Consider the following 25,122-nt stretch of genomic DNA (forward strand, 5'->3'; position numbering starts at 1 on the left):
CTATGTTTTTAGTCGTCTTTTTCTCAATTTAAAAATTGTTGTTATTTTTTTATCAATTTTGTTGATGTAAATTGATTCTCAGATTTTATTTTTACCAAGTAAATCCCTTTAGAGAGTTTAGAAATATCAATACTATTATTGTTCGTATTTATTTTAGCTTTTTTAATTAACTTCCCTAAAACATTGTACACATTAACTTCTGCGCTTTCTGTTATCTTAAAATGAACCTTATTACCGCTTGTTGGGTTTGGGTACATTTTAAAAGAGTTCAACACATCATTTTCTGTACTTAAAGTTGAATAACAAGTCCAAGTTATATCATCTATAATTACACGTTCGCCTCCAGAGCTAGATTCATTAATAACTACAACTACATCTCCCGAAATATTAATATTTGAAATTGTTGTTGTTTGAGTTTCATCACCATAAGGTAATGTTCCCTTTTTATCTCCGTTTACAAAAACATCTATGGTACCTGAGCCACCTCTAAAAGCACGTAATGTAGAAGCTGTTAAACTCCCCATACCATTTGCAAATGTAGAAGAGGTAAGAGATCCGTTATTATTGTTTCTAACATCAATAGCAACTGCCTTACCGTTTAATATTTGTTCTGTTTTAGACTTAACAGCACTCCATTCTACTCCGTTATCTCCTGTCCAAGTAAAATTGGAGTAGGAATTACCATTATCTGGTATATTATTAAAAGTTTCTAAAGCACAAGATGTTCCTGTGTTTTCTGCAGCTGTTGTTGCTTCTACTACAGCTGATTGTTGAGATATATTATCTGCTATATCTTTTGCTGAGATAGTTACATTATAGGTTGTTGAAGCTGTTAAGCCTGTAACTTGGTATTCTGTACTTTGTGTTGTTCCTTTTAATGTCCCATTTATAAAAACGTCATAACTAGCGACACCAGAATTATCTATAGAAGCAGTCCAGTTTATTTTAAAACCAGAACTTATTTCACTAGAAATAGTAATATCTTTAGGTATTGAAGGTGGAGTAGTATCTGTTAATGTTGTACCGTTTGCTGCTGCTGATTGCGCAGATTTGTTATTTGCAATATCTTTTGCTAAAACAGTAATACTATAAGCGGTATTTGGTATTAAACCAGTTAAAGAGTATGTTGTTGTGGCAGTGTTACCATGTAGAACACCATTTGCAAAAACTTCATATCTTGTTACGGCTTCATTATCTGTAGCGGCTGTCCATGAAGCATCAATAGTAGCTGTGGTAATATTGTTTAGTGAAACATTTGTTGGCACTGTAGGAGCTTCTGTATCTGGGGTTAGATACATTCCCCAAGAATCTATGGCATTATCTCCTCCCCAAATTCTGGTTGCTAAATATGCATTGTCTATAAAAGGGTTTCTATTTCCTTGCGCATAGTTTGCATTAGACTCATGATAGGTATTTCTTTGTCTTTCAAAATCTGAAACGGGGTCCTCTACATTCCATTCTAAAAATAAATCGATCATTTCATCATCTGGTCCAACAAGGTTTCCAATACCAACACCCGTTGGTTTACATTGGTCTCCGTAACGAATGTACATGTACATCATCATTCTTGCAACATCACCTTTCCATTCATCTCCAGGGTACCAACCACCATTTTGGTTACCAGCATTACCAGAACCATCAGCAAATTTAGTATTACCTCTGTTAGAATTCATTTTTACATCAGAAGGACGTAAATTAAATGCTTCTGCATAAGGAGGTCCGCTTTTACCATCTTTTTCAAGTTTAGGTGTTCCTAAAGAATTTGCGTAAGTATGTTCTCTGTTCCATTGCGAACCATTAGTACCTCCATTAAGAGATTTACTTCTAGTTCTATCTGTAATATAGTTTCCGTCAGAGTCATTATATCCGTAAATAAGTAAAACATTATCTGGATTTGTAGGATCTACATCTGTAATTTTACTTGCTTCCCAAATACCAGGAGTATAGCTTAAAAAGTTTGTATGAGCTGCTATTGTTTTTAAAGCTAATTCATCTTTTAAAGCCAGTTCATATTTTGTTAAATCTACATCGTCATAATAAGATTCTGCTTGTGCATTCATTAAGAATGTTGAGAATAATAAAAGTATAAGTAACGTTTTTTTCATGTGGTATAAGTTTTATTAAGGTTAGAAAAATGTACAGGGCTCTTAGTTTTTAATTAATTTTTTAATAATAAATTGTTTTCGAGAATTAATTTGTAGTAAATAAATACCTTTTAATAATTTAGAAATATCGATACTGTTATTACTTTTTGTAACCTTTTTAGATTGCACTAATTTACCTAAAATGTTGTAGACTTTAACAGTTACTGCTTCAGTTACGCTAAAATATACATTATTTCCATCTGTTGGGTTTGGAAACATTTTAAAAGATTCAAAAATAATATCTTTAGTATTTAAAGTTGCTGTGTGTTTTCCAACACCATTATAGGTGTTCGCAGGAAATGATTTCCATTCGCTAGCATTATAAGTAGTATTTGGTGATGTAATGTCTGCATTTCTTCTTAATGTAATATTTGCTGCAAAATTATCATCATTATTAAAAACTCCAATAATATCAATTAATACACCATCTTTAAATAAGGCAACAGCATCGTCTCCATTAAAGTTTACGGGCTGTCCAAAACGAGTATCATCATTACTAGGTTGAACTAAATCTACTTGTCCGAGTGTGTTACTAGCCGAATTAGGTTGTAATATAGGATTATTATTATCTCCATTACCAATAACAAAGACATCACCAGGAACAATGTTTTTAACAGTGCCTTTATCTAATGCAAGTGGTGTTGTCCACTCTCCTGCGCCATTACGCTCTATCTTAACTTCATAACCAGAAAGGGATATTGTAGCACCTGTTAGGTTAACAATTTCTAGTATTTTATTAGAACCTCCATCATCACCTTCTACATACTCAGAGAAAAATAATTCGGATGCTGTTCCCCCAGTAGATCCGTCATTTGTAGTAACATTTAAAGCAGCAGTTTTTTCAGATTTGTTGTCATCAACATCTTTTGATAAAATAGCGACACTATAAGTAGTCGCAGAAGTTAAGCCTATAACAGTGTATGAGGTTGTAGCAGTAAAATATTTATAAGAGCCATTAACAAAAATGTCATATCCATTCACTTCATTATTGTCTGAAGAGGCAGACCAATCTAAATTAAAAGAACTATCTGTAATATTAGATATTGTAACATTTTGTGGTATAGAAGGTGGAGTGCTATCTTGTAGTGTTTTTTCAGTTATAGGAGTACTTTCAGAAGAAAAATTATTTATAAGATCTCTTGCAATAACTGTAAATTTATAAGAGGTATTTGTGTTTAAGTTTTGGATTGTTAAACTTGTATTCGAGCTAGAAGTTTGTGCAGTTAAGACATCATCTACATAAACATTATATCCAGTTACATTCACATTATCTGTTGAAGCAGTCCAAGAAAGATCTATTGAAGTTAAATTAATATTACTTGCAGCAACACTTGTTGGAGGCGTAGGTGCTTGAGTATCGGTGTTTTTGTAAAGATTCCATCGATCTTCAGCAGAGTTTCCTCCCCAAATTCTTGTTGCTAAATATGGATTGTCTATAAACGGATTTCTGTTTCCTTGTGCGTAGGTATTCGTAGTATTTTCATGATAGGTGTTTCTAGCGATTTCAATTGCCGAAACAGGGTCTTCTACATTCCATTCTAAGAATAAGTTAATCATTTCGTCTTCTGTAAACTGCTTGTCACCAACACCAACTGCTGTAGGTAGACATTGTGTGCCGTAACGAAGATACATGTACATTATAATTCTCGAAACATCTCCTTTCCATTCATCACCAGGATACCAACCTCTTGTATTTGCACCATCTGGTCCATTGTAGGTAATAGAAGAACGGCTAGAGTTACCACTACCTAAAGCAAATTTAAAGTTATTTCTTTCTGAATTTCTATTTTTATCTGCAGGTCTTAAATTATGAGCATCTGTTCCTGCACCAGGATTATCGGTTACTAATTTAGGGTTTGCTAAGGATTTGGAAAACACATGTTCTCTGTTCCAAACAAAGCTTTGGCCATTACCGCTGTCTTGTAAACTATTGTCCCTAGTCCTATCATTAGTATCATCTTGATCAGAACCATTTTCCCAACCATAAATTAAAACAACTCTAGCAGCATCTGAATCTTTGTCTGTAATTTTAGAAGCTTCCCAAACTCCAGGTGTATACCTAAGCATGTTAGAATGCGTGCTTATAATCTTTGTTGCCAAAGCATCTTTTAAATTGGTTCCAGACAATTGTACATTTACATCATCATAATATTCTTGTGCTTGTGAAAAAGTAAAGGCACAAGTTGACATTGCAATTAAAAGAAGTAATTTTTTTATCATGTTATTTATTTAAAATTAAACAAAATAGTACTTTCTTTTTCTAGCAATGAAAAATTTTTGATGTAAAAGTATAAAATTTATTTCCTTTCTAAAAGTGCCATGTAAAATCCGTCGAAACCAGAAATATGCGCTAATACTTTTTTATCTGATACAAATGTAAAGTCTTTTCCTGCATCTGATGTTAAGAAAATATGAACTTGTTCTTGATTTTCTGAAGGCAAAACAGAACAAGTTGCATACACCATTTTTCCTCCTGGTTTTACCATTGTCGAATATTGTTGCAATACGTCTTGTTGTACTTTTTTAATATTTTCTATAAACTCTGGCTGTAATTTCCACTTAGAATCTGGGTTTCTACGAATAACGCCTAAACCAGAACAAGGAGCATCAATTAAAACTCTGTCTGCTTTTCCTTGTAACTTTTTAATTGGTTTTGTAGAATCGATTACACGCATGTCTATATTGTGTGCTTTGTTTCTTTTTGCTCTTACTTTTAATTTACGGAGTTTGCTTTCGTAAATATCCATCGCAATAATTTGTCCTTTATTTTCCATAAGGGAAGCTAAATGCAATGTTTTACCTCCAGCACCTGCACAAGTATCTACTACTTTCATACCAGGTTTAACATCTAAATAAGCAGCTACTAATTGAGAGGATGCATCTTGAACTTCGAAATATCCATTATGAAAAGCTTCTGTTTTAAAAACATTTGCTCTCTCTGGTAAAATTAATGCATCTGGATGATTCGGCACAAATTCTGTATTTACACCTTCTGCTTTTAATTTCTTTTGTAACATTTCTTTAGAAATGTTTAAGGTATTGGTTCTTAAGATAACATTTGCTTGTACATTTAATGCAGCAATTTCTTTGGTCCAGATTTCTTCGCCTAATTCATTAACACACATTTCATCCATCCAATCTGGTATCGATTCTCTGTATTTTCTGGTTCTAGAAAGTTCCGCAAAACGACCTTTAATTTTTCTTTCTGGTACATCACCAATTTGGTTCCAATCTGGTAACGCAATTCCTCTTAAAATACACCACACAGAAAATAACCTCCAGATATTATCTCTATCATAAGGTGCTTTTACTTCTGCTATTTCTGCATACAAGCGGTTCCAACGAACAATATCATAAATTGTCTCTGCAACAAATTTACGGTCTCTTGCTCCCCAGCGTTTATCACGTTTTAAGGCTTTTTCTACAGCTTTGTCTGCATAAACGCCTTCATTAAATATATCTCTAACACTGTCTATAACAGCAAAAGTTAAGTTTCTGTGTAATCTCATTTTTTATTTTGTAGAAGCGGCAAAGTTACAAATATCTATTTTGAGTTTCTAATGTTAATGTAAATAATATTTTACGCTTTAATCTTATAGAAAAAAAAATATTTGGATAATTAAAAAACTTTTATTGTATTTAAAATAAGTATGTTATATCTATTTTTATAGGCGGATGCTTGGTTTTTGGAGCATGATTTTTATTGAAATTAAGAGAACAATTTTTATTGAAGATTAATTTAAGTGAAGATACTCTTATAGTAGAAATACCATAATCGGATGGTTTTCATTTTATAAAATTCAAAATCATGCAATTTTTTAAACATTCATATTTATGAAAGTTATAAGAAATAATATTTTTTTAGTTACTTATTTAAATGGCATAGCAACAGGAGATAGTACAAGTAGAACTAGTATTTTATTAAGTGCCTCTTTGTTAACCGGCATAAATAGGCAAACTATTGGTATGATAACTTCAAGTAGTTTCGATGAAGTTCGAATTCAATTTAATATAACAGTACAATTCAAAAATTATGTCCTAAAGAAATGGCCTGTAATCAAACTTATTAGATCAATGCTACAGAACTCTCTACATATTTAGACTATAGCCAAACAGTAGTTGGAGGTTTGGTTTGTGTAGGTTGTGAGGTAACAAACACAGCAGCTTTTTTATCTAGTTCTAATCCATCAATAGTAGAATTGCCTTTATTCTATAGTTTAACTGTGCAAACTTTAGATAAAAATGAGAACGTAATCGAAGCTGCTTCTGGATCCAATTTATTAGATTTAACTTTATTAATTAATTTATTGGTCAGAACAACTAGCTGAGTTTTTAATGTTGGTTTTAAAACGACACAAAACTATTATGGTATAAAAATAAAAGTTAAAAAATTAATAGATGTTACTACTAATTTAGATTTAATAGAAAATAATGATTTAGAGATTTATGGTGTATTTGTAGATACCAAAGGAGTTTTTGGGTCAGGTTTTGAGTTTTGCTTAGATTCTAATAGAGATACCTTCGTAGATTTAAACGATTTAGATGATGATAATGATGGGATATTTAGATGTTGAAGAAAATGGAGGTGTAAACCCCTCATTTAGATAGCGATGAAAATGGTATTTTAGATTACAGGGATGCTGATACTATTGGTTTTGTAGATTCTAATGCAGATTCTGTAGATGATAGATTTAATTTTGATGGAATTATAGATCAACATGACACAGATTCAGATAATAATGGTTGTCCAGATGCTATTGAAGGTTCAGGGAATTTTGTTTTTGAAGATTTAGTAAACCCTGGCGTAGATGATAGCTTCGAGATAATAGTAGAAACCTCTGCTGGTAGTCTAAATTTAGGATTCCCGCTATTGAATGGAACCTCAGTGTAGCAAGATATAACATCTAGTATAAAAGATGTCGCGTACAAGTTGTCCTGTTTTATAGATGCATCACTAATAAAAAAAGTTGATTCACCAGTTATAAAACTGGGTAGTTTGGTGTTTTTTAGTGTTTTTGTAACTAACAACGGCGGTTTAATAGCGAATGATGTTAAAATAAAAGATGTGTTGCCAAAAGCATTGATATTTAGTGAATTGGCATCTATTATTCCGGGGAGTACCATTTATGAACCTATTACGGGTATTTGGAGTTTAGGAAATTTACAATTTAAACAAAGGGATATTTTTACATTAAAACTGGCAGCAACTATTGAGGTTACTGGTATCTTAAAAATTAATAAAGAAGCAGTTTTTTCTTTTCACAACCAACAAAACGAAATAGATTCTTATCCTAAAACAAATAATTAAAACTTAAAATCACCTAAATTTGTAATACGAAATCATTATTTTCGCTACTCATATATTTAAAAGTGAACTTAGAGTATCCTATTACATACATAAACGGAGTTAGTGTACAAAGAGCAGCACTTTTGTACACAGAATTGGGCATAAAAACATGCAACGATCTACTCAACTTTTTCCCTTTTAGATATATTGATAAAACTGCTTTTTATGCCATAAAAGATTTACAACCAAATTCTTCTGAAGTGCAAATTGTAGGGAGAATTACCCGTGTAAAATCTGTAGCTCAAACAAGGGGAAGTAGGTTGGTAGCAACTTTTCAAGACGCCACAGGAACCATGGAGTTGGTCTGGTTTAAAGGACAAAAATGGATTAAAGATGCTCTAAAAATTAATGAACCGTATGTAGTTTATGGTAAGTTGAATCATTACAATGGTAACTTTAGCATTCCGCACCCAGAATTAGAATTGGTTACCGAATATAAAAAGAAGTTGCAAACCAAAATGCAACCCGTATATCATTCTACAGAAAAGTTAATAAACTCAGGTATTTCTAATAAATTAATGCGAGGTTATGTTCAGAATGTATTTCAACAATTTTTTGAAACGATCACAGAAAGCTTATCACTAGAAGTTATAGAAGATTTTAAGTTAATGTCTAAGCGAGACGCTTTAATTAATGCACATTTTCCTAAAAGTCAAGAAAATTTAGCAAAAGCAGAATATCGTTTAAAATTTGAAGAACTCTTCTTTATTCAATTGCAATTGTTACGCAAGAAACTCATCAACAAGACAAAAAATAAAGGTTATATTTTTGAAAATGTAGGTGCCGTTTTTAATAAATTTTATGCAGAGAAACTTCCTTTCGATTTAACAAATGCACAGAAGAGAGTACTTAAAGAAGTTCGAAAAGATGTTGCTTCGGGTGCACATATGAATCGTCTTTTACAAGGAGACGTAGGTTCAGGAAAAACAATTGTCGCAATTTTATCGATGCTTTTGGCAATAGATAATGGTTTTCAAGCCACAATTATGGCGCCAACAGAAATTTTGGCAAATCAGCATTTTATTGCGGTTTCAGAACTTGTGGCAGGAATGAATCTTAAAGTTGATATTTTAACTGGTTCCGTAAAAATAAAAAAACGTAGAGAAATTCATAAAAATTTAGAAGACGGAACACTGCATATTTTAGTTGGTACACACGCGTTGATAGAAGATAAAGTACAGTTTAAAAACTTAGGAATTGCAATTATAGATGAACAACACAGATTCGGAGTGAAGCAAAGAGCTAAATTGTGGGCTAAAAATGAGCTTCCGCCACATATTTTGGTAATGACAGCAACACCAATTCCTAGAACCTTGGCAATGTCTGTCTATGGTGATTTAGATATTTCTGTAATTGATGAATTGCCCCCGGGAAGAAAGGAAGTAAAAACGGTACATCGTTTTGATAGCAACAGATTGTCTGTTTTTAAATTTATTAGAGATGAAATTGATAAAGGAAGACAAATTTATTTGGTCTATCCTTTAATCGAAGAATCGGAAGCAATGGATTATAAAGATTTAATGGATGGTTATGAGAGTGTTTCGCGGGAATTTCCATCACCAAAATACCAAATAAGTATTTTACATGGAAAAATGAAACCTGCAGACAAAGAATTTGAAATGCAACGTTTTGTAAAAGGTGAAACTCAAATTATGGTGGCAACAACTGTAATTGAAGTTGGGGTTAATGTACCGAATGCCAGCGTTATGATTATTGAAAGTTCAGAGCGTTTTGGGCTTTCTCAATTGCATCAATTAAGAGGGAGAGTTGGGCGAGGAGCAGACCAAAGTTATTGTATTTTATTATCAAGTTATAAGCTGTCTGCAGAGGCAAAAACACGCTTAAAAACAATGGTAGAAACTACAGACGGATTCAAAATAGCGGAGGTAGATTTAAAGTTACGTGGCCCTGGAAACATTATGGGTACGCAACAAAGTGGTGTTTTAAACCTTAAAATAGCCGATGTTGTAAAAGATACTAAAATTCTAGTGCATGCTAGAAATACGGCTATTTCAATTTTACAAGAAGATGGTAATTTGTCTAATGAAGGAAACCTGCCAATAAAAAATGCGTATATAAAAATGACCAAATCGTCTAAGATTTGGTCAAATATTAGTTAAACTATTTTATAATTTTTACGGAGTAGCTGCAACTACACCTAGCGTATATAATTGTTCTAAAGTAGGCGATTCGCTACCACCTTCGTTTTCTAAAGTAATACCAAATGCTTCAGATTCATTTGCATTTTTAATGGTAAAAATTTTGTTAGCATCTGCTGTAAATGTATCTATTGTACCTAAACTTGTTGGTGTTAACGGACTCATTTTTAAAGACCAAACTTGGTATACTTTTCCTTTTGGTGGTTCTGGTAAGCCTTTAGCATCTAAGTAAATACTCTTCGTTTTCTTGTCCCAATAAACTTTTGCATACGAATTAGGAGATACTTGCTGTCCTGCCAAAGGAACAGATATAATATCTTTGTCTCTAAAAACAGTAATTAATTTTTCTGCTTCTGCTAAACTATTAGATGCATTTTCTATTTGCTGTTCTAATTGTTGTTTTTCTGAAGCAACTTGGTCTTTTAATTTATTGTTCTGTGAAAGAGACCAAATCAAAGTACTTCCTATAAGTAAGGTTGCTGCCCAACCAGAATATTGTAACCAATTTGTTTTCGGTTTCGTAATAGAAATTACTTTTGTTTCTGTTTTATCTATTTCTTTTATTATAGTTGCAAAAGAATATTCAGAATCTTTTTTAGCAGCAGCAGTTAGTTTTACAATAGCACTTTCTATCGATAAAACCTCTGTAAGCAATTCTGGGTTTTCTTTAATGGCAACATACACTTCTTCATTCTCATTTTCTGAGAGTGAGCCTGCAATGTACAGTTCTAAAATTCCGGATTCTATGTAGTTTTTTATATTCATTTATTTAAACTCCAACCATTGTTCTTAATTCCGCAATACAGTTTCTATTGCGTGTTTTTATTGTACCAAGGGGTATGTCTAATTCTTCTGAGGCTTCCTTTTGGGTGTACCCTTTAAAAAACAATAATTCTATTACAGATTTACATTTTTCGCCAAGTTTTTTAACAAACTCTTTAATGCCTATAGCATCTGTAGAACTATCTAAACTATCACTTGTTTCTAATATATCTACGAAAAAATCTGAGTTAAGGTTTTGTTTTGACTGTTTAAACTTTTTAGAACGGGTGTAATCTATTGCTGCATTTCTAGCAATATTTAGTATCCATGTGAAAAAACGACCTTTTTTTGCTGAATAAGAATCAGATTTATTCCAGGCTTTTATAAATACGTCCTGCGTAATTTCTTGCGCAACATCATCATTTTTAACAATTGTGTTTACAACGCCAGAAATACTATTACAATACATATTGTAAAGTTTTTCATAGGCTTTTACATCCTTCGCTTGAAATTGTAAAATTAATTGATCGAGTTTATCCATATTTGCTGCTAAAATAGAATTTTAATACTCAAAAAAGTAATTATCTTACTTTTTATTTTCTAGTGTGATGTAAGAGTTTTCTGTAATAATTATTTGTTTGTAAAACTCTTTCAAAGCAAAATACTCTTCTTTTGTGTACATTTTTTTATGAATACCAAATCTAGAGAAAATAGTAATAGTATTGTCCTTAACAATAACTCTTAACGTATACAGTCCGCCTTTATTAGGTAATGCAAATGCTTTTTCTTTGGGAAAATGAGCAATTATATAGTTTTCTGGAATCTTTAAACTTAATGAAAAGTTATTTTTTATTGCATAATCACAATCAACAGGATAAAAACGCTCTTTTAACTTGTCAAAAATAAAAGGATTGATTCTAATTTTAGCACCTAAGCTTTCGTTTTTTATGATTTTAATTTTAAAAAGTTCTCTTATTTCTGTGTCAAGGTCTTTTTGTACGTCGGCTTTATAATCTTCAACTTCTAAATCTATATTTCTAGATTCGAAATCATCTAAATAAGACTGTGTAGATCATGTAGCTAACTTTTCTCTTAAATTAGCGGCATAATATTCAGATTTAGTAACTATTAAGTTGCCATTAAAAGTGCCTTCTTCATTTAAAGTTAAATTTGCATCAATTCTCTTTACAGATTGTCTATTTGGTTTTAAAGTAACCCAGCTTCCCTCTTTATTAAAGTTTATAATTCTTGCTTCTCCATTAAGAGTTCTTGTGGGGAGTTCTCCAAAAGGAAGAAATTTGTTTGTAGCATCTAAATAATAATTTAAATCGTCTATTGTTACGCTAACTATTACGTAATTATAGGCAAAATTATTGGATACAATTTTGTAGGAATGCCATTATCTTTGGTAGATAATACAACTAATTTTGCATTTAAATTTGCTGCCTTCAAACTATTGTAAATAGATAAGTTTATTTCGCCAACACCTCCTATGGCTTCATCAAAAGCATTTTTTATTTTGGCATCTTTGTTGGTCCAGTAATTTTTACTCCATGTAAAATATTGCTGAATAAAAGTATAAATTTCCTTAGCTCTTTCTAAAGGATTCTCAATAGTTAAAATATTCTCTGGAATTCTCTTTCTAAAATAATTCTTTTTAGAAGTTTGGTTATTGAAAAACTGACTTTTTAACTTTTTGTCTGCTTTTTGCCAAGTCGTCGTGTAATTTTCGATACTTCCTTTTATATCTGTATATGACTCTAAATCAAAAACAATTTTAGAGAGGTAGTTTTTCTTACTTAACATATAATTTTCTTCTATAAACGCAGGAATATCATTCATTCCGTATGAGTATATAGCGCAGGCGCCAGAAGAACCATTAATAGTAATACAGTTTTTCTTTATAGATAGTTGGTCTTTTTTTAGTTTTAAAAACCTAATTAAACGAATGTTATATTAATAGTTCCCTAAAATAGCAGCATCAAATTCACTTTTTATTTTCGGAATATCAGATTTAAAAGCCAATCATCAATACCTAAATATGGTGATAAAATACTATACTTATATTCTAGTACACTTCCTTCTTTTATGTTCGAAAAAGTAAACTTCTTAATTGTCTAGTGTTCACCTTCTTTTATGGTATAAATATTTTTTTCTAAAAGATGATTTTTAGTTATTTTATTATCAGAAAGATTATAGGTTGTTGCTTTTAAATATTTAAGTCTTTTTTTCTCAAAAAGATGAAGCGTAATGTCGGCTAAATTAAAAGCAGTTTTGTCTAAAATTTTAATTCTATAATAAAAATCTGTTCTCGTTTCATAATTATTACTAGAATCTATATAGCTATTCGCATGCTCATACAAAACAACTGCAGTTACTGTAGAATCTTTATCATAAACTGTCATTGCTAATTCTTCTATGATGGTTTGCCATATTTTAGAAGATTAATTTTTTTGAGCAATTATAGGAGTAGCAAATAAAGTAGGTAGTAGAACTAGTGTTTTTTTCATGATTCTAAACGTACAATTCTTTGAACCTTTTGTTTATTTAAATAATCTTTTACAATTGCTTTAGCTAAAACCTTATCTTCTATTGGTGTTAAAATAGATTTAAGAATGTCTATTTTATTTTCTTGATACGCCAAGTTAGTGTAGCCATAACCGTAAACTTCTCTATTTTCTATAAGAATTACAGCACGTTCTTCTATTTCTCTTCCTTTATCAAAAATTAGAAAGTTTTCACTATTAAAATCTTGTAAAAATGGTTTTCTTTTTTTCGTTATGTTGTATTTGGGTGATAAGGTTTCTAATTCAATATAATATTTTAAACGTGTAAACAAGTCGTTACCAGTTTTTTCATAAGAGATAGAAGTTACTCTATCTTGTATTTTTAAAGCTCTTCTGGTTTGTTTTAAAAACAACTTATTTACTTCAAATTTTAAATTTTTTCCCCGACCTAAATAAATAACTTTCCCATCGGAATCATGGACATAAAACAATCCTAATTCTTTTGGTACCGTATCTAATAGTTTCTGAAGTTTTTCTTTTTCAATTCTTCTGTCATGATACTTTACAGAACCTTGAATAATGGTTTTATTAATATCTTTCTCTAAAAGTAGTTTGAATAATTGTACCGTTGCCAAAGCATCACCAGAAGCTCTATGTCTATCTGTCATTGGTATTCCTAAAGCTTTGGTTAGTTTACCAAGACTGTAAGAAGGTTGGTCTAAAATTAATTTTTGACTTAATTCTACAGTACAAAGTGTATTTCTGTTAAAGTCATACCCTAATCGATCAAACTCTGTGCTTAAAATTCTATAGTCGAAAGCAGAATTATGTGCAACCAAGGTACAATCTTTGGTTATTTCTATAATTCTTTTGGCTACTTCGTAAAACTTAGGTGCATTTGCCAACATTTTATTATTGATTCCTGTAAGTTTTACAACAAATGTCTGAATTTCTTTTTCTGGATTTACTAAACTGATGAATTGATCTACAACAGAATGTCCGTCAAATTTATAGATGGCTATCTCTGTAATACCCTCTTCATTAAACTTACCTCCGGTTGTTTCGATATCTAATATTACGTACAAATTCTTTTTCTTAAAGGATAATTATTATTTTTAATTTCGATCACCAAATATAGAACTTCCTACTCTAATCATAGTACTTCCATTTTTGATTGCTAAATTGTAATCGCCACTCATTCCCATAGAAAGGGTTTCTAGTGTACAATTTTTAGTTTCAGTTTTTAACTGCTGATTTTTAAAAAAGTCTTTTAAAGATAAAAATTCTTCTTGTAATTGTTCTTGGTTGTCTGTAAACGTAGCCATTCCCATAAAACCAACAATATTTATATTTTCTAAAGTAGCTAATTCAGATGATTGCAAGATACGTTCAATTTCATCAAAAGATAAACCAAACTTTGTCTCTTCTTTAGCAATTTTTGCTTGTAACAAACAATTGATAATTCTATCGTGTTTTTTTGCTTGTTTGTTTATTTCTTTTAATGTTTTAAATTTATCAACTCCGTGAATTAAATTGACAAAATGTGCCATGTATTTTACCTTATTACTCTGCAAATGACCAATCATGTGCCATTGTATGTCTTTGGGTAAAACATCAAACTTATCTACCATTTCCTGAATCTTGTTCTCACCAAAAACACGCTGCCCGCCATCATAAGCTTCCTGTAAATCGGCAACTGGTTTTGTTTTAGAAACTGCAACTAAGGTTACATTTTTAGGAATTGAATCTTTTATTTCCTGTATTTTTTTTTGTATTTCCATTAATTACGTTTTTTAAATTAGTTTATAACACACGTTAAAAAGAACACGATGTGTTAAAATTCATAAATAGTTAAAGCACTTCTTAACTTTGGTTCTATATACGTTGTTTTCGGAGGCATTAATAAATCTGCATCTACAATTTCTTTTAGTTCATGTATAGATGTTGGTAACATTCCGAAAGAAACTTTAAAGTCACCAGAATCTACTTTGGTTTTCAATTCGAAACTATCCGTTTTATCTTGAGAGTAGACAATCTTAGAGTCATTTCTAATATCTTCTATCCCTAGAATTGGTTTTAAAACGGTGCTGTACAAAATTTGAGCATCTAGTTTACTTAATGCATCTGTAAAATTATAATTAGATTTACGTAAATGTAAAGCATAAAACTCACCATCTAAATACATGCTAAAGTGATATTTTTCTTTAGGCTTATATAATTCTTGCTTTCGATTTTCAATTCTGAAAAAAGTATCTAATTCTATTAAAAACTCATGCGGAGTTAAGCCATTAAGGTCTTTTATAAATCGATTAAATTCATAAATGCTTAATTCACTTTCTGGCAATAAGTAACTCATAAAAAAGTTATAATCTTCTTCACCTGTATGATTCGGGTTTTCTTTTGCCAATCTTTCTGCCAATAAGCAAGAAGAGGTAGATCTATGATGGCCATCAGCAATATACAACGTATCAATTTCTTTAAACGCTGCTGTTATTTTTTCGATATCTACGGCATTATTTACAACCCAAAGTAAATGTGACTCTTTATCGGTGGTAGAAAATTCGTATTCTGCTCTTTGCTGCTTGTATTTTTTAATTATGGATGCAATTCCATCATTATCAGGATACGTTAACAGCACTGGTTCTGCATTAAAACCCGTGTTATTTAAGTAGTTTTCAAATAATAATTCTCTTTCTTTAAGTGTTCCTTCGTGTTTTTTGATGATATTATTATGATAATCTTCAACAGAAGTTGCAGAAATTATTCCGCAGAAAGAATTTGTAGGTGTTGTTTTCTGATAAATATAGAAAGCAGGGATTTTGTCTTGCGTAAAAATTTCATTTTCTTTAAACTCTAAATACCGATTGTGCACCAATTTAAAGCGCAACTCTCCGCTAACATCTTGTTTGTGATATTTATAACCAGGATTAATGACATGTAAGAAGGTATACGGATTAAAAGCCAACTTAGCATCTAACATTTCTGGCGTATAAACTTCGTATGATTTAGACGAAACCATCGCTACTTTATCTCTTGTAGCTCTAACTGCTTTAAACGGTTTTACAATTGCCATACGTTAGCTTAAAAGCTGAATAATTTGTTGTGCTAATTCTGTACCAATTCTATCTTGTGCTTCTTTTGTACCTGCACCAATATGCGGCGTTAAAGAAATTTCTGGATTCATTAATAACTGAACAGCTGGTGTTGGTTCTGTTTCGAAAACATCTAAACCTGCAAATTGTACCTTTCCGCTTTCAATAGCTTTTACCAAATCTACTTCATGTAAAATACCGCCTCTTGCAGTATTTATAATTCCTACACCATCCTTCATTTTTTCGATTTCATCTTTTGTAATAATGTAATCGTCTTGTTCTGGCACATGTAACGTTATAAAATCTGCTTCTTTTAATAACTCTTCTTTAGAAACAGTATCTATATTTATTGTAATTTTTTGTCCGTTGAAAAATTCAACAGAAATAGGTGCAGATGTGATTACAGTATCAGTTGCAACTACATTCATTCCTATACCTAAAGCAATTTTAGCAACTTCTTGTCCCACTTTTCCAAAACCAAGAATTCCAATAGTTTTCCCTCTTAATTCAATTCCTTGAGAATAGGCTTTTTTTAAATCTTTAAAACGAGAATCTCCTTCTAAAGGCATTTCTCTGTTCGAAGAATGTAAAAACCGTGCCATACCAAATAAATGAGCAAAAACCAATTCTGCAACAGCGCTTGAAGAAGCTGTTGGCGTATTTATAACGTGTAAACCTTGGTCTTCAGCATAATCTAAATCAACATTATCCATTTCATTACTACCACAGCCAATTAACTTTAGACCTGGGCAGGCATCAATTAATTCTTGTCTTACTTGTGTGGTGCTTCTTACTAAAATTGCATCAATATTATTTTCATTGATATAATTTTCTAATTGATTTTGGGCAACTTTTGTTGTAATTACTTCAAAACCTCCTTTTTCTAAAGCGTCTATTCCACTTTGAGAAATTCCATCGTTTGCTAATATTTTCATCATCTATTCAAACATTCAAAAATTGAAACCTTAAAAAAATAGTATATTTTTTAAAATTTCAAATTATTATTTTAATTTTTTCTTTCTAATTCTTGCATTACATCTACCAAAGTTTGTACGCTATATAATGGTAATGCATTGTACATACTTGCTCTGTAACCGCCTACACTTCTGTGGCCATCTAAACCGTTAATTCCTGCTGCTGTCCACATTTTATCAAATGTTTCTGTTAAAGAAGCATCAGTTAATGTAAAAGTAGCGTTCATAGTACTTCTGTCTTCTTTTGCTACAATTCCTTTAAAAAGGGGATTTCTATCAATTTCTGCATATAAAAGTGCCGCTTTTTTGTTGTTCACTTCCTCAATAAATTTAATTCCGCCCAAATCTTTTAACCATTGTAAAGTCAGCATAGAAACGTAGACAGGAAAAACAGCAGGTGTATTAAACATACTGTCTTTGTCTATGTGAATTTGATAATTTAACATAGAAGGAATGTGTCTTTCTACTTTTCCTAAGATTTCTTCTTTGATAATAACCAAAGTTGCTCCTGCAGGACCCATATTTTTTTGTGCACCCGCATAAATTAAATCGAACTTTTCGAAATCTAACTGACGAGAAAAAATATCTGAACTCATATCGCAAATCAAAGGAACATTTGTTTCTGGAAATTCTTTCATCTGTGTTCCTGCAACGGTATTATTACTAGTGCAGTGAAAATAATCTACATCTTCTGGTATTGTGTATCCTTTAGGAATGTAATTGTATCCTTTGTCTTTAGAAGAGCCAACTTCTAGCACTTCACCAAAAGCTTTTGCCTCTATAATTGCTTTGTCTGCCCAGGTACCGGTATTTAAATATGCTGCTTTCTTATTTAATAAATTATAAGCAACCATTAAAAACTCTAAACTTGCACCACCTTGTAAAAAGATTGCTTTGTAGCCTTTATTCTCTAAACCTAACAATTCTAAAGCTAAAGATCTTGCTTTTTCCATAACCATCACAAAAGATTTACTTCTGTGAGAAATTTCGATTAGAGATAAATCGTCATTATTAAAATTAAGAATTGCTTCAGATGCTTTTTGTAATACTTCTTGCGGAAGAATACAAGGTCCTGCACTAAAATTATGTTTTTTCATAGGATTAGGTTCATAATTTAATATTTTAATTCAATGTTGAAAAACGTTGTGAACTTTGCGAAAAATGTTGCGTCTTCGCGATTAATTGTAAAATCTCTCTGCGAGGGTTATATTTTTGATAAAAACTCTAATGTATTCACTCCGTCTGCATAATCCCATAAATTCGGATTTTGAGTTTCACCAAAACCAACTTCATTTTCTATAAAGTCTTTGGCAACAATACATTGAATTTTTTCTTTGTCTTGATGCAATTTTATTTTTAAATCGATTTCATTGTCATAATATTCGTAGAAAATTGTGGCAATAGGAGAGGAGTAACTCTCGTCTTCTTTGATCATTAGAAATCCGTTTTCTAACAAATCGAATAAACTCATTAAATAAACAGCCTTGTTATAATCGTAATTATTGGCATATTTTGCATTATTTATGATGTCTTTCTTAACGAACATTCCATTAAAGAAATTGTTAAAATCGTAGTCTTTTGGTACATAGATTTTAGAAACAGATCTACAACCCAAGCCGAAATAGGTAAAAACATCATCCGATAATTTCTGTAAATCTTCTTCTGTTTCTCTGCCTGTAATAACTGCAACAGAATTTCTACTTTTTCTGATGATATTAGGCTTGTCTTTAAAATAATATTCAAAATAACGCGCAGTATTATCACTTCCTGTAGCAATAACTGCATCAAAATTTTCTATTTTTTGTTCTGTAAAAGTGATTTTTCCTTTGAAACTTTCTTCTACATATTCTAAATATTTAGCTAAAAAAGGCAATAAATGTTTATCACTAGAAGACTGTTTTACCAAAACTGCATGCCCAGAAATTAAAACAGACAAGAAATCGTGAAAGCCTACAACAGGAATATTTCCCGCCATAACAATGGCCACTGTTTTATTAGAAGCAGTCTGCAACTCGTTTTTAGAAATCCAAGCTTCTAAATTATTTTTTGTGAGTGCTTTAGACCAACTTTCTAAAGCAAAAACAATATTCTCTTTTGTAAACCAAGAGTTTTTTTCTTGTGCTATTTTTATTTGATGTTTAAAACCATCAAAAAATAAATCATTGTGTTCTATTCCTTCAATTTCATCAATTTTTTCTTGAGAAAACTGACTTAAAAAAGCTCCTAATTTCACAAAAGCAGTAATTCTATTTTGAATACTATCCATTTATTTTGGTTGTAACTAATTTTGGCGTTATTTTTGCAATTGCAAAGGTACAAAACAGAAAAGAAAATTATGGCAATTATAATAACAGATGAATGTATAAATTGTGGCGCATGTGAACCAGAATGTCCAAATACTGCAATTTATGAAGGCGCAGACGATTGGAAATATTCAGAAGGAACAGATTTAGAAGGAAAGGCAGTTTTACCAAATGGTAAGTCTGTAAATGCAGATGAAACGCAAGAACCCATTTCAGATGAAATCTATTTCATTGTTGCAGATAAATGTACAGAATGTAAAGGTTTCCATGATGAGCCGCAATGTGCTGCAGTTTGTCCTGTAGATTGTTGTGTGCCAGATGATGACAATGTAGAAACAGATGAAGAATTGTTAGCGAAACAGAAGTTTATGCATAACGATTAATACTTCTTAACTAAGTATAAAATTAAAATCCCGAGTTTTAAACTCGGGATTTTTTGTTTACATAAACTACTATTTTATTCATTTTTATGATTGCATTTTTACATAAATTAAAACTAATACAACACTTTTCTATTGCGATTCCTATAGATAGAATCGATTTTGTTAAAATTTGTAGAAAAAAGATAGCGTTAAAAGAAACCACCTTTTCTTCGATGCTTTTAGAATATTTTTCACGAAATAAATATAAGTATGTAGGAACTGTAGAACATGAAGGAATTCAAATTAGAAAACGAAAAACATTCTTTAGTTTTAATAAAAAGGCATGTTTAATTAAAGGTCATTTTAGACAAAAAAACGATGTATTGTATTTAAATACAGAGATTAAAGGGTTTTCAAATACAAGTGTTACAATATATGTATCAATCTTTTTTTTTGCACTTTACTTTGTTGGTTATAAATTAATTTCTAGCTCAGAACCTCTTTTTCCGATAGTTTTTGCACTTCTTTTAGAAGCTTTTTTATTATTTCTAGTGCCCGTTTTTATCATAAGATTAAGAATAAAAGCAATGAAAATAGAATTACAACAGGATATCTATAATTGGATTTTAAAATAGCTGTAAAAATTAGAAACTAAAAACTATATTTGCACTCGCAAAATTTATCAATATGAAAGCCGGAATTGTAGGATTACCAAACGTAGGAAAATCAACTTTATTTAATTGTTTATCAAATGCAAAAGCGCAAAGTGCTAACTTTCCTTTTTGTACAATAGAACCAAACTTAGGTGTGGTAAATGTACCAGACAAAAGAATTGAAAAGTTAGAAGAATTGGTTAATCCAGAAAGAGTTTTACCTGCAACTGTAGAGATTGTAGATATTGCTGGTCTTGTAAAAGGCGCAAGTAAAGGAGAAGGTTTAGGAAATCAGTTTTTGGCAAATATTAGAGAAACAGACGCGCTTTTACATGTAATACGTTGTTTCGATAACGATAATATTATTCATGTAGATGAATCTGTAGATCCTGTTAGAGATAAAGAAACGATTGATATCGAATTGCAACTTAAAGATTTAGAAGCGGTTGAAAAACGTTTAGAACGCGTAAAAAGAACAGCAAAAACAGGTAACAAAGAAGCGCAAGCAGAATTGGTTGTTTTGCTAAAAATTGAAGAAACTTTATTAAAGGGAGTTTCTGTAAGAACATTAGACTTTTCAGAGAAAGAAATGGAATTTGTAGCACCTTTGCAATTCATTACTTTAAAACCAGTATTATATGTTTGTAATGTTGATGAAGATTCTGCTGTTTCAGGAAACGCATATGTAGAAAAAGTAAGAGAAGCTGTAAAAGATGAAAATGCAGAAGTAATTGTTTTAGCCGTGGGTACAGAAGCAGATATTACTGAGTTAGATGACTACGAAGAAAGACAAATGTTTTTAGCAGATATTGGCTTAGAAGAAGCTGGTGTTGCTAGATTGGTTCGTTCTGCCTATAAACTATTAAATTTACAAACGTATTTTACAGCGGGTGTAAAAGAAGTAAGAGCTTGGACAATTCCTATTGGTTCTACTGCACCACAAGCAGCAGGTGTTATTCACACAGATTTCGAAAAAGGTTTTATTAGAGCAGAAACGATTGCGTATGAAGATTTTGTAACTTATGGTTCTGAAGCAAAAGTAAAAGAAGCTGGTAAAATGAGAGTAGAAGGTAAGGAGTACATTGTTAAAGATGGTGATGTTATGCACTTCCGTTTTAACGTGTAATTTTTTAGAAATATATAAATTGAAAATCCCAATGAGAAATCATTGGGATTTTTTTAGGCACATTTATTTTTTGCTATTTTGCTATTTTATTATCTAGAATGGACCGTAATTTAGATTTAATAATTAGTTCTAAAAATAATAGCAGCTTAAGTTTATACCCAAACTGCTATTTTTTTTTACTTTGAGTTTAATTTAATTTGTTATCGAGATTTTATGCTCCCAATATGCACCACTAATATCTGTCATTTTTAAAATATAGCTACCTTTGGTTAATTTTGATAAGGCTTCATTTTTTAAATTCAACTTTGCTTTTGCTCCTAACGGTATAATCAAGCTATGTTTGCCTGGTTTTATTTTGGCTACATAATAGTTTGAAATACTTTCTTTGCCTAAAGAAGCTAAATCTTCTTGCGTGTACTCTAGTACTGTATTACTTTGTTTATCCGTTAATGTAATACCTATAAGCCAAGAACCATAAACATCTACACCTTCCGTTCTAAATACATCAAAAGATAATGTGCTATTGTTAATGGCACCTTCTGTAATTTCTAATTTTGGTTTTACAGATTTGTTATGAAGCGTTCCCCAAAGTCCTCCATGAAATATTTGGTTGGTCATTAACGTCATTCCAAAAATAAGTAATGAGCCAATAAGCACTACTTTAGAGAAAATACGATCTTTAATAGGTAAGATTCCAGATCCTATCCACGGAAACCATTTCTTTTTTGTGATTGTGAAATTCTTTTTCATCAAATAATTGTCTAAAGAATACTTTCCACTTCCTGTTAAGAATAGCATAAAACCTGTAGCAATTCCCAAGACACCAATTTGCCATTCATCTAGACATGTCGTACCAATCCAGCCAGAACCAAGAAGAATACCCATGGCTAAGCCAAAAACAGCGATACTCATAGCTCTAGTAAACAAACCAAATAAGATAAAAAAACCAACGACACCTTCAACAATTGTAAAAATCACCATACTTAACCACAGCATGTCTGGATTTTCTACTAAGTATAGAATTATTGGTTTTATACCTAATGCGTTAGGTAAGAAATTGTTGAATTTTTCACCAATATACCCAGCCACTTCTGGGTCGAGTTTATTGGCTAGTATTGTTCTTCTCCAAAAGGCAGAAAAATACGTCCAACCAATTACTAATCTTACTGCTAGCACTAATAAGCCTGCATCATTTTTTATACTGATATTTTTCATTTTGAATTGCTTATATCGTTATTGAGGTAAATCCTTTTTTTGTTAACTGTAGTCCATATAAAATGCCATTTTCTGTAATTTTGATTTGCTTAGGCAGTTGATTTTGACTTATATTAAATTTTTGAAGAGAAATTCCGCACGCAAAAATGGTTATATTTTGTTCTGTAGCTTCATTTAAAAGCGCCCTAAAATCAGGGTTATTTGGAATATTATTTACTGTTTTTCCGCAAATGATAATGTAGAAATCGCCATATTTCTTGCCGTCTTCTATCGCTAAAGATTTTGCGGCTAACATAACAGGTTTAAGCTGTTTTATATTTTTAGAAAGAACTAAATAATTATTTTTTTTCAGATTAAAACTTTGAGCTACTAATTGGTGTGTTCCAAATAATAAAAGGAATAGTGTTGTTATAATTAGAATTGATTTTTTCATGTTTTTTGAGTTTTTAAGGTTGAATTGATACTAAAAAATATGAGTCCACCAAGTATGGCTATATTTTTAAAAAGTGGGCCTAAGGTTGTCATTTGTCCGACTTGAATTGTTAAAGTAATTGGTATTAAAATAGCGATTAACAGTATTGCTGCAAATTGTGTTTTATAACCAATAAGTAAAGAGATACCTGCAATACACATTGCAATACCAGATAGAATTACGGCCATTTCTGGAGATCCAAAAATAGTACCAATAAATCCCATATTAGCTCGTTCTATTCTGTTTACGGTTTTTTGGGTATTAAAAAAATGGCTAGTGCTTGCTACGATAAAAATTAAGCTTAGCATAATACGAAGTATAACCACAGATTTGTAGTTCACTTCAAGTGTTTTTTCTTGAAATTTCATTTTAGATGATCTATAAATTAATACAATATCAGTTGTTGTAAACTGATTGTTTTCCCTGAAAAAAAAGGTTAATTATAGGTAATCTTTAAAGTTTTGATATAAAATATAAAGCGAAATTTTAGAAACAGCATGGTTTCTTGCTTCAGGAGGTGGCGTATAGCTAACAGGGAAATTAGAGACACAGAAAGTCAATTTAAAGTCTGCTAATATTGCGGGTGATTTTTGTGAAGAGGTGTTTTTATGAACTAAATTGATGCTACTAATACGTAATTCATCACAGTTAGAACTAACGATTGTCGTTTTATTGTGTTTAGAGGTTTCTGTTTGTGGAAAATCGAGTTCTCCCTGAATAAAATTTTGAATTTTACAAGGTGAAAGCAACAATAACAGGGCAAGCCCTAAGATTGGAAATATATTAATTATCGCTTTTTTATTCATCTTATTTAGTACGATTCAAATCTACTGAAAGTTTAAATGGTAAGATGTTATTATTTTCTTAATAAAATCGACGATTCAAACGAATTTGGTCATTGTATTAAAAGGAAATTCCATCAATGCTGTTAGGTTTAATTATTTTTGAAATGTAAACAAGAGTTTTGCATATACTCCTTTGTGGTCACTAGGCCAAGAGATCTCGTTAGCCATAAATTTTTCTTTGTCAGTATTAGAGCTTTCTAATTTATTAAAAACGTAAGATTCTTTTGGACCAACAAGAGATACATCTTTTATTATTATAGTATTTCCTTTGAAAAGAATATAATCTATTCGGTCTCTTTCATCGGCTAAAGGCGTCCAACTTGTAGATTTTTTTTCATGAGTATATGAGGGCCAGGTAAAACCTGGGTTGTTTTTTTCATTCGGATAGAATGTTCTAAAAACATCTATAAATCCTTCTTTATGTAATTTTTTGGTGTTGTACCAAGGAATGGAAACTCCATTATGGCTAAACATATTTTTAGTGTTTTCTGTCCAATCTAGAAAAGAAGGTTCATTAAAATCTCCCATTAAAACAATTGGTTTTGATTCCGATTTTACAAAATCGATAAAAGAAGAAATCGCCTCATCTCTTGTAGATTTTAAATTATATGCCTGAATTGAATCTACAATTGTATTCGGAGTAGGATTCCCTTTACCATCATCCATTATTTTCCAGTTAGGGTCACCTCCATTATAACCTCTTGGTAAGTTAGATGCATAATAAGTATAATCTAAATGAGCTCCAGAAACAACAATTACATTTCCGTCTACATTTACATCAAAGTTTACAACGGTACCTTTATCTTCATTTTTAAATACTTTCTTACCGTTACTTATTGGGTATTTACTAATAAAAGACACATCACCGCCAATAAAGCCTCTATAGTATTTTTTACCTTTTTTTCTCAAAGATCCTACTATTTTTGTAGTCCAATCTTCGTTGTTGTAATTTCTAACTTCAACAAAACAGACAATATCTGGGTTGGTCTCTATAATAACAGCACTAATTTTTTCTAATCCATTAGGTACAGAAGTACCCTCTTGCCAAACATTAAATGTTAGAAAAGTAAGTTCTTTTTGTATGCTTTTACGGCAAGATTGTAATACGGATAGTAAAATAATAAGTGTTAAGTATAATAATCTGTTTTTCATTTTAGCATC

At 31.1% G+C, this 25,122-nt stretch carries 23 protein-coding genes; 5 read left to right on the forward strand and 18 right to left on the reverse strand.

The window, feature by feature from the left end; all coding sequences use genetic code 11:
• Positions 1-41: 41 nt before the first annotated feature.
• The 3 genes from ES045_RS07785 to ES045_RS07795 form a co-directional block, all read right to left on the reverse strand.
• Positions 42-2,105 carry an endonuclease gene (locus ES045_RS07785; protein WP_147115001.1) on the reverse strand — a complete coding sequence of 688 codons (2,064 nt, stop codon included), beginning with the start codon at positions 2,103-2,105 and terminating at the stop codon, positions 42-44.
• A gap of 42 nt (positions 2,106-2,147) precedes the next feature.
• On the reverse strand, positions 2,148-4,364 hold the full coding sequence (locus tag ES045_RS07790; RefSeq protein ID WP_147115003.1) for an endonuclease: 2,217 nt from the start codon (positions 4,362-4,364) through the stop codon (positions 2,148-2,150).
• 77 nt (positions 4,365-4,441) lie between these two features.
• Entirely contained in the window at positions 4,442-5,653 is a 1,212-nt protein-coding gene (locus ES045_RS07795) for an RsmB/NOP family class I SAM-dependent RNA methyltransferase (protein WP_147115005.1), read from the reverse strand.
• A 1,421-nt stretch (positions 5,654-7,074) separates the two neighbouring features.
• Here ES045_RS07795 and ES045_RS07800 point away from each other — a divergent pair.
• Together ES045_RS07800 and recG are read left to right on the forward strand one after the other, a co-directional pair.
• Positions 7,075-7,452 (forward strand): DUF11 domain-containing protein, encoded by a 378-nt coding sequence (locus tag ES045_RS07800; protein WP_189663047.1) that lies wholly within the window; start codon positions 7,075-7,077, stop codon positions 7,450-7,452.
• 62 nt (positions 7,453-7,514) lie between these two features.
• A complete protein-coding gene (gene recG / locus ES045_RS07805; protein ID WP_147115010.1) occupies positions 7,515-9,611 on the forward strand; it encodes an ATP-dependent DNA helicase RecG in 2,097 nt (698 codons plus the stop codon).
• 15 nt (positions 9,612-9,626) lie between these two features.
• Here recG and ES045_RS07810 read toward each other — a convergent pair whose 3' ends face one another.
• The 10 genes from ES045_RS07810 to ES045_RS07850 form a co-directional block, all read right to left on the reverse strand.
• A complete protein-coding gene (locus ES045_RS07810; protein ID WP_147115013.1) occupies positions 9,627-10,415 on the reverse strand; it encodes an anti-sigma factor domain-containing protein in 789 nt (262 codons plus the stop codon).
• A gap of 4 nt (positions 10,416-10,419) precedes the next feature.
• Positions 10,420-10,953: an RNA polymerase sigma factor gene (locus ES045_RS07815; RefSeq protein WP_147115016.1), complete on the reverse strand. Its 534-nt coding sequence runs from the start codon at positions 10,951-10,953 to the stop codon at positions 10,420-10,422.
• A gap of 809 nt (positions 10,954-11,762) precedes the next feature.
• A complete protein-coding gene (locus ES045_RS16615; RefSeq protein WP_223267207.1) occupies positions 11,763-12,254 on the reverse strand; it encodes a hypothetical protein in 492 nt (163 codons plus the stop codon).
• A 275-nt stretch (positions 12,255-12,529) separates the two neighbouring features.
• A complete protein-coding gene (locus ES045_RS16620; RefSeq protein WP_223267208.1) occupies positions 12,530-12,817 on the reverse strand; it encodes a hypothetical protein in 288 nt (95 codons plus the stop codon).
• Between the two features lie 101 nt (positions 12,818-12,918).
• A complete protein-coding gene (locus ES045_RS07825; RefSeq protein ID WP_147115019.1) occupies positions 12,919-14,004 on the reverse strand; it encodes an exonuclease domain-containing protein in 1,086 nt (361 codons plus the stop codon).
• 30 nt (positions 14,005-14,034) lie between these two features.
• Positions 14,035-14,700 carry a YggS family pyridoxal phosphate-dependent enzyme gene (locus ES045_RS07830; protein WP_147115022.1) on the reverse strand — a complete coding sequence of 222 codons (666 nt, stop codon included), beginning with the start codon at positions 14,698-14,700 and terminating at the stop codon, positions 14,035-14,037.
• A 53-nt stretch (positions 14,701-14,753) separates the two neighbouring features.
• Positions 14,754-15,992, reverse strand: coding sequence for a DUF1015 domain-containing protein (locus ES045_RS07835; protein ID WP_147115025.1), 1,239 nt, complete (start codon positions 15,990-15,992; stop codon positions 14,754-14,756).
• A 3-nt stretch (positions 15,993-15,995) separates the two neighbouring features.
• Positions 15,996-16,946: a D-2-hydroxyacid dehydrogenase gene (locus ES045_RS07840; protein ID WP_147115394.1), complete on the reverse strand. Its 951-nt coding sequence runs from the start codon at positions 16,944-16,946 to the stop codon at positions 15,996-15,998.
• Positions 16,947-17,017: 71 nt separating this feature from the next.
• Complete coding sequence (gene serC / locus ES045_RS07845) at positions 17,018-18,082, reverse strand: 3-phosphoserine/phosphohydroxythreonine transaminase (protein ID WP_147115028.1); 1,065 nt, start codon at positions 18,080-18,082, stop codon at positions 17,018-17,020.
• Between the two features lie 107 nt (positions 18,083-18,189).
• Positions 18,190-19,251, reverse strand: a complete 1,062-nt coding sequence (locus tag ES045_RS07850; protein WP_147115031.1) for an acyl-CoA reductase — start codon at positions 19,249-19,251, stop codon at positions 18,190-18,192.
• Positions 19,252-19,320: 69 nt separating this feature from the next.
• Between ES045_RS07850 and ES045_RS07855 the strand changes: the two genes are divergently transcribed.
• The 3 genes from ES045_RS07855 (at position 19,321) to ychF (ending at position 21,429) form a co-directional block, all read left to right on the forward strand.
• Complete coding sequence (locus ES045_RS07855) at positions 19,321-19,671, forward strand: 4Fe-4S dicluster domain-containing protein (protein ID WP_147115034.1); 351 nt, start codon at positions 19,321-19,323, stop codon at positions 19,669-19,671.
• Positions 19,672-19,757: 86 nt separating this feature from the next.
• Entirely contained in the window at positions 19,758-20,285 is a 528-nt protein-coding gene (locus ES045_RS07860) for a hypothetical protein (protein WP_147115037.1), read from the forward strand.
• Between the two features lie 52 nt (positions 20,286-20,337).
• Complete coding sequence (gene ychF / locus ES045_RS07865) at positions 20,338-21,429, forward strand: redox-regulated ATPase YchF (protein WP_147115039.1); 1,092 nt, start codon at positions 20,338-20,340, stop codon at positions 21,427-21,429.
• A gap of 192 nt (positions 21,430-21,621) precedes the next feature.
• Here the strand turns inward: ychF and ES045_RS07870 are convergent, their stop codons facing one another.
• The 5 genes from ES045_RS07870 to ES045_RS07890 form a co-directional block, all read right to left on the reverse strand.
• Entirely contained in the window at positions 21,622-22,644 is a 1,023-nt protein-coding gene (locus ES045_RS07870; RefSeq protein ID WP_147115042.1) for a TQO small subunit DoxD, read from the reverse strand.
• A 10-nt stretch (positions 22,645-22,654) separates the two neighbouring features.
• The gene (locus ES045_RS07875) at positions 22,655-23,077 is read right to left on the reverse strand and encodes a DsrE family protein (RefSeq protein WP_147115045.1); all 423 of its coding nucleotides are present in this window, start codon (positions 23,075-23,077) and stop codon (positions 22,655-22,657) included.
• Positions 23,074-23,484: a DoxX family protein gene (locus ES045_RS07880; protein ID WP_147115048.1), complete on the reverse strand. Its 411-nt coding sequence runs from the start codon at positions 23,482-23,484 to the stop codon at positions 23,074-23,076. The genes ES045_RS07875 and ES045_RS07880 overlap by 4 nt, the downstream gene beginning before the upstream one ends.
• 72 nt (positions 23,485-23,556) lie before the next feature.
• Positions 23,557-23,922, reverse strand: coding sequence for a hypothetical protein (locus tag ES045_RS07885; RefSeq protein WP_147115051.1), 366 nt, complete (start codon positions 23,920-23,922; stop codon positions 23,557-23,559).
• A gap of 132 nt (positions 23,923-24,054) precedes the next feature.
• Positions 24,055-25,113: an endonuclease/exonuclease/phosphatase family protein gene (locus ES045_RS07890; protein WP_189663048.1), complete on the reverse strand. Its 1,059-nt coding sequence runs from the start codon at positions 25,111-25,113 to the stop codon at positions 24,055-24,057.
• Positions 25,114-25,122 lie beyond the last annotated feature (9 nt).

The sequence above is a fragment of the Polaribacter sp. IC073 genome (assembly GCF_007997075.1).
In the GTDB taxonomy this organism is placed as follows: Bacteria; Bacteroidota; Bacteroidia; order Flavobacteriales; family Flavobacteriaceae; genus Polaribacter.

Excerpts from the sequence above, each read along its gene's own strand:
- ES045_RS07870 (WP_147115042.1), bottom strand. The coding sequence starts at position 22,644 with ATGAAAAATATCAGTATAAAAAATGATGCAGGCTTATTAGTGCTAGCA.
- ES045_RS07810 (WP_147115013.1), bottom strand. The coding sequence starts at position 10,415 with ATGAATATAAAAAACTACATAGAATCCGGAATTTTAGAACTGTACATT.
- ES045_RS07885 (WP_147115051.1), bottom strand. The coding sequence starts at position 23,922 with ATGAATAAAAAAGCGATAATTAATATATTTCCAATCTTAGGGCTTGCC.
- ES045_RS07835 (WP_147115025.1), bottom strand. The coding sequence starts at position 15,992 with ATGGCAATTGTAAAACCGTTTAAAGCAGTTAGAGCTACAAGAGATAAA.
- ES045_RS07890 (WP_189663048.1), bottom strand. The coding sequence starts at position 25,113 with ATGAAAAACAGATTATTATACTTAACACTTATTATTTTACTATCCGTA.
- ES045_RS07785 (WP_147115001.1), bottom strand. The coding sequence starts at position 2,105 with ATGAAAAAAACGTTACTTATACTTTTATTATTCTCAACATTCTTAATG.
- serC (WP_147115028.1), bottom strand. The coding sequence starts at position 18,082 with ATGAAAAAACATAATTTTAGTGCAGGACCTTGTATTCTTCCGCAAGAA.
- ES045_RS07815 (WP_147115016.1), bottom strand. The coding sequence starts at position 10,953 with ATGGATAAACTCGATCAATTAATTTTACAATTTCAAGCGAAGGATGTA.
- ES045_RS16620 (WP_223267208.1), bottom strand. The coding sequence starts at position 12,817 with ATGACAGTTTATGATAAAGATTCTACAGTAACTGCAGTTGTTTTGTAT.
- ES045_RS07840 (WP_147115394.1), bottom strand. The coding sequence starts at position 16,946 with ATGAAAATATTAGCAAACGATGGAATTTCTCAAAGTGGAATAGACGCT.
- ES045_RS07875 (WP_147115045.1), bottom strand. The coding sequence starts at position 23,077 with ATGAAAAAATCAATTCTAATTATAACAACACTATTCCTTTTATTATTT.
- ES045_RS07860 (WP_147115037.1), top strand. The coding sequence starts at position 19,758 with ATGATTGCATTTTTACATAAATTAAAACTAATACAACACTTTTCTATT.
- ES045_RS07855 (WP_147115034.1), top strand. The coding sequence starts at position 19,321 with ATGGCAATTATAATAACAGATGAATGTATAAATTGTGGCGCATGTGAA.
- ES045_RS07795 (WP_147115005.1), bottom strand. The coding sequence starts at position 5,653 with ATGAGATTACACAGAAACTTAACTTTTGCTGTTATAGACAGTGTTAGA.
- ES045_RS16615 (WP_223267207.1), bottom strand. The coding sequence starts at position 12,254 with ATGAATGATATTCCTGCGTTTATAGAAGAAAATTATATGTTAAGTAAG.
- ES045_RS07790 (WP_147115003.1), bottom strand. The coding sequence starts at position 4,364 with ATGATAAAAAAATTACTTCTTTTAATTGCAATGTCAACTTGTGCCTTT.
- ES045_RS07830 (WP_147115022.1), bottom strand. The coding sequence starts at position 14,700 with ATGGAAATACAAAAAAAAATACAGGAAATAAAAGATTCAATTCCTAAA.
- ychF (WP_147115039.1), top strand. The coding sequence starts at position 20,338 with ATGAAAGCCGGAATTGTAGGATTACCAAACGTAGGAAAATCAACTTTA.
- ES045_RS07880 (WP_147115048.1), bottom strand. The coding sequence starts at position 23,484 with ATGAAATTTCAAGAAAAAACACTTGAAGTGAACTACAAATCTGTGGTT.
- ES045_RS07850 (WP_147115031.1), bottom strand. The coding sequence starts at position 19,251 with ATGGATAGTATTCAAAATAGAATTACTGCTTTTGTGAAATTAGGAGCT.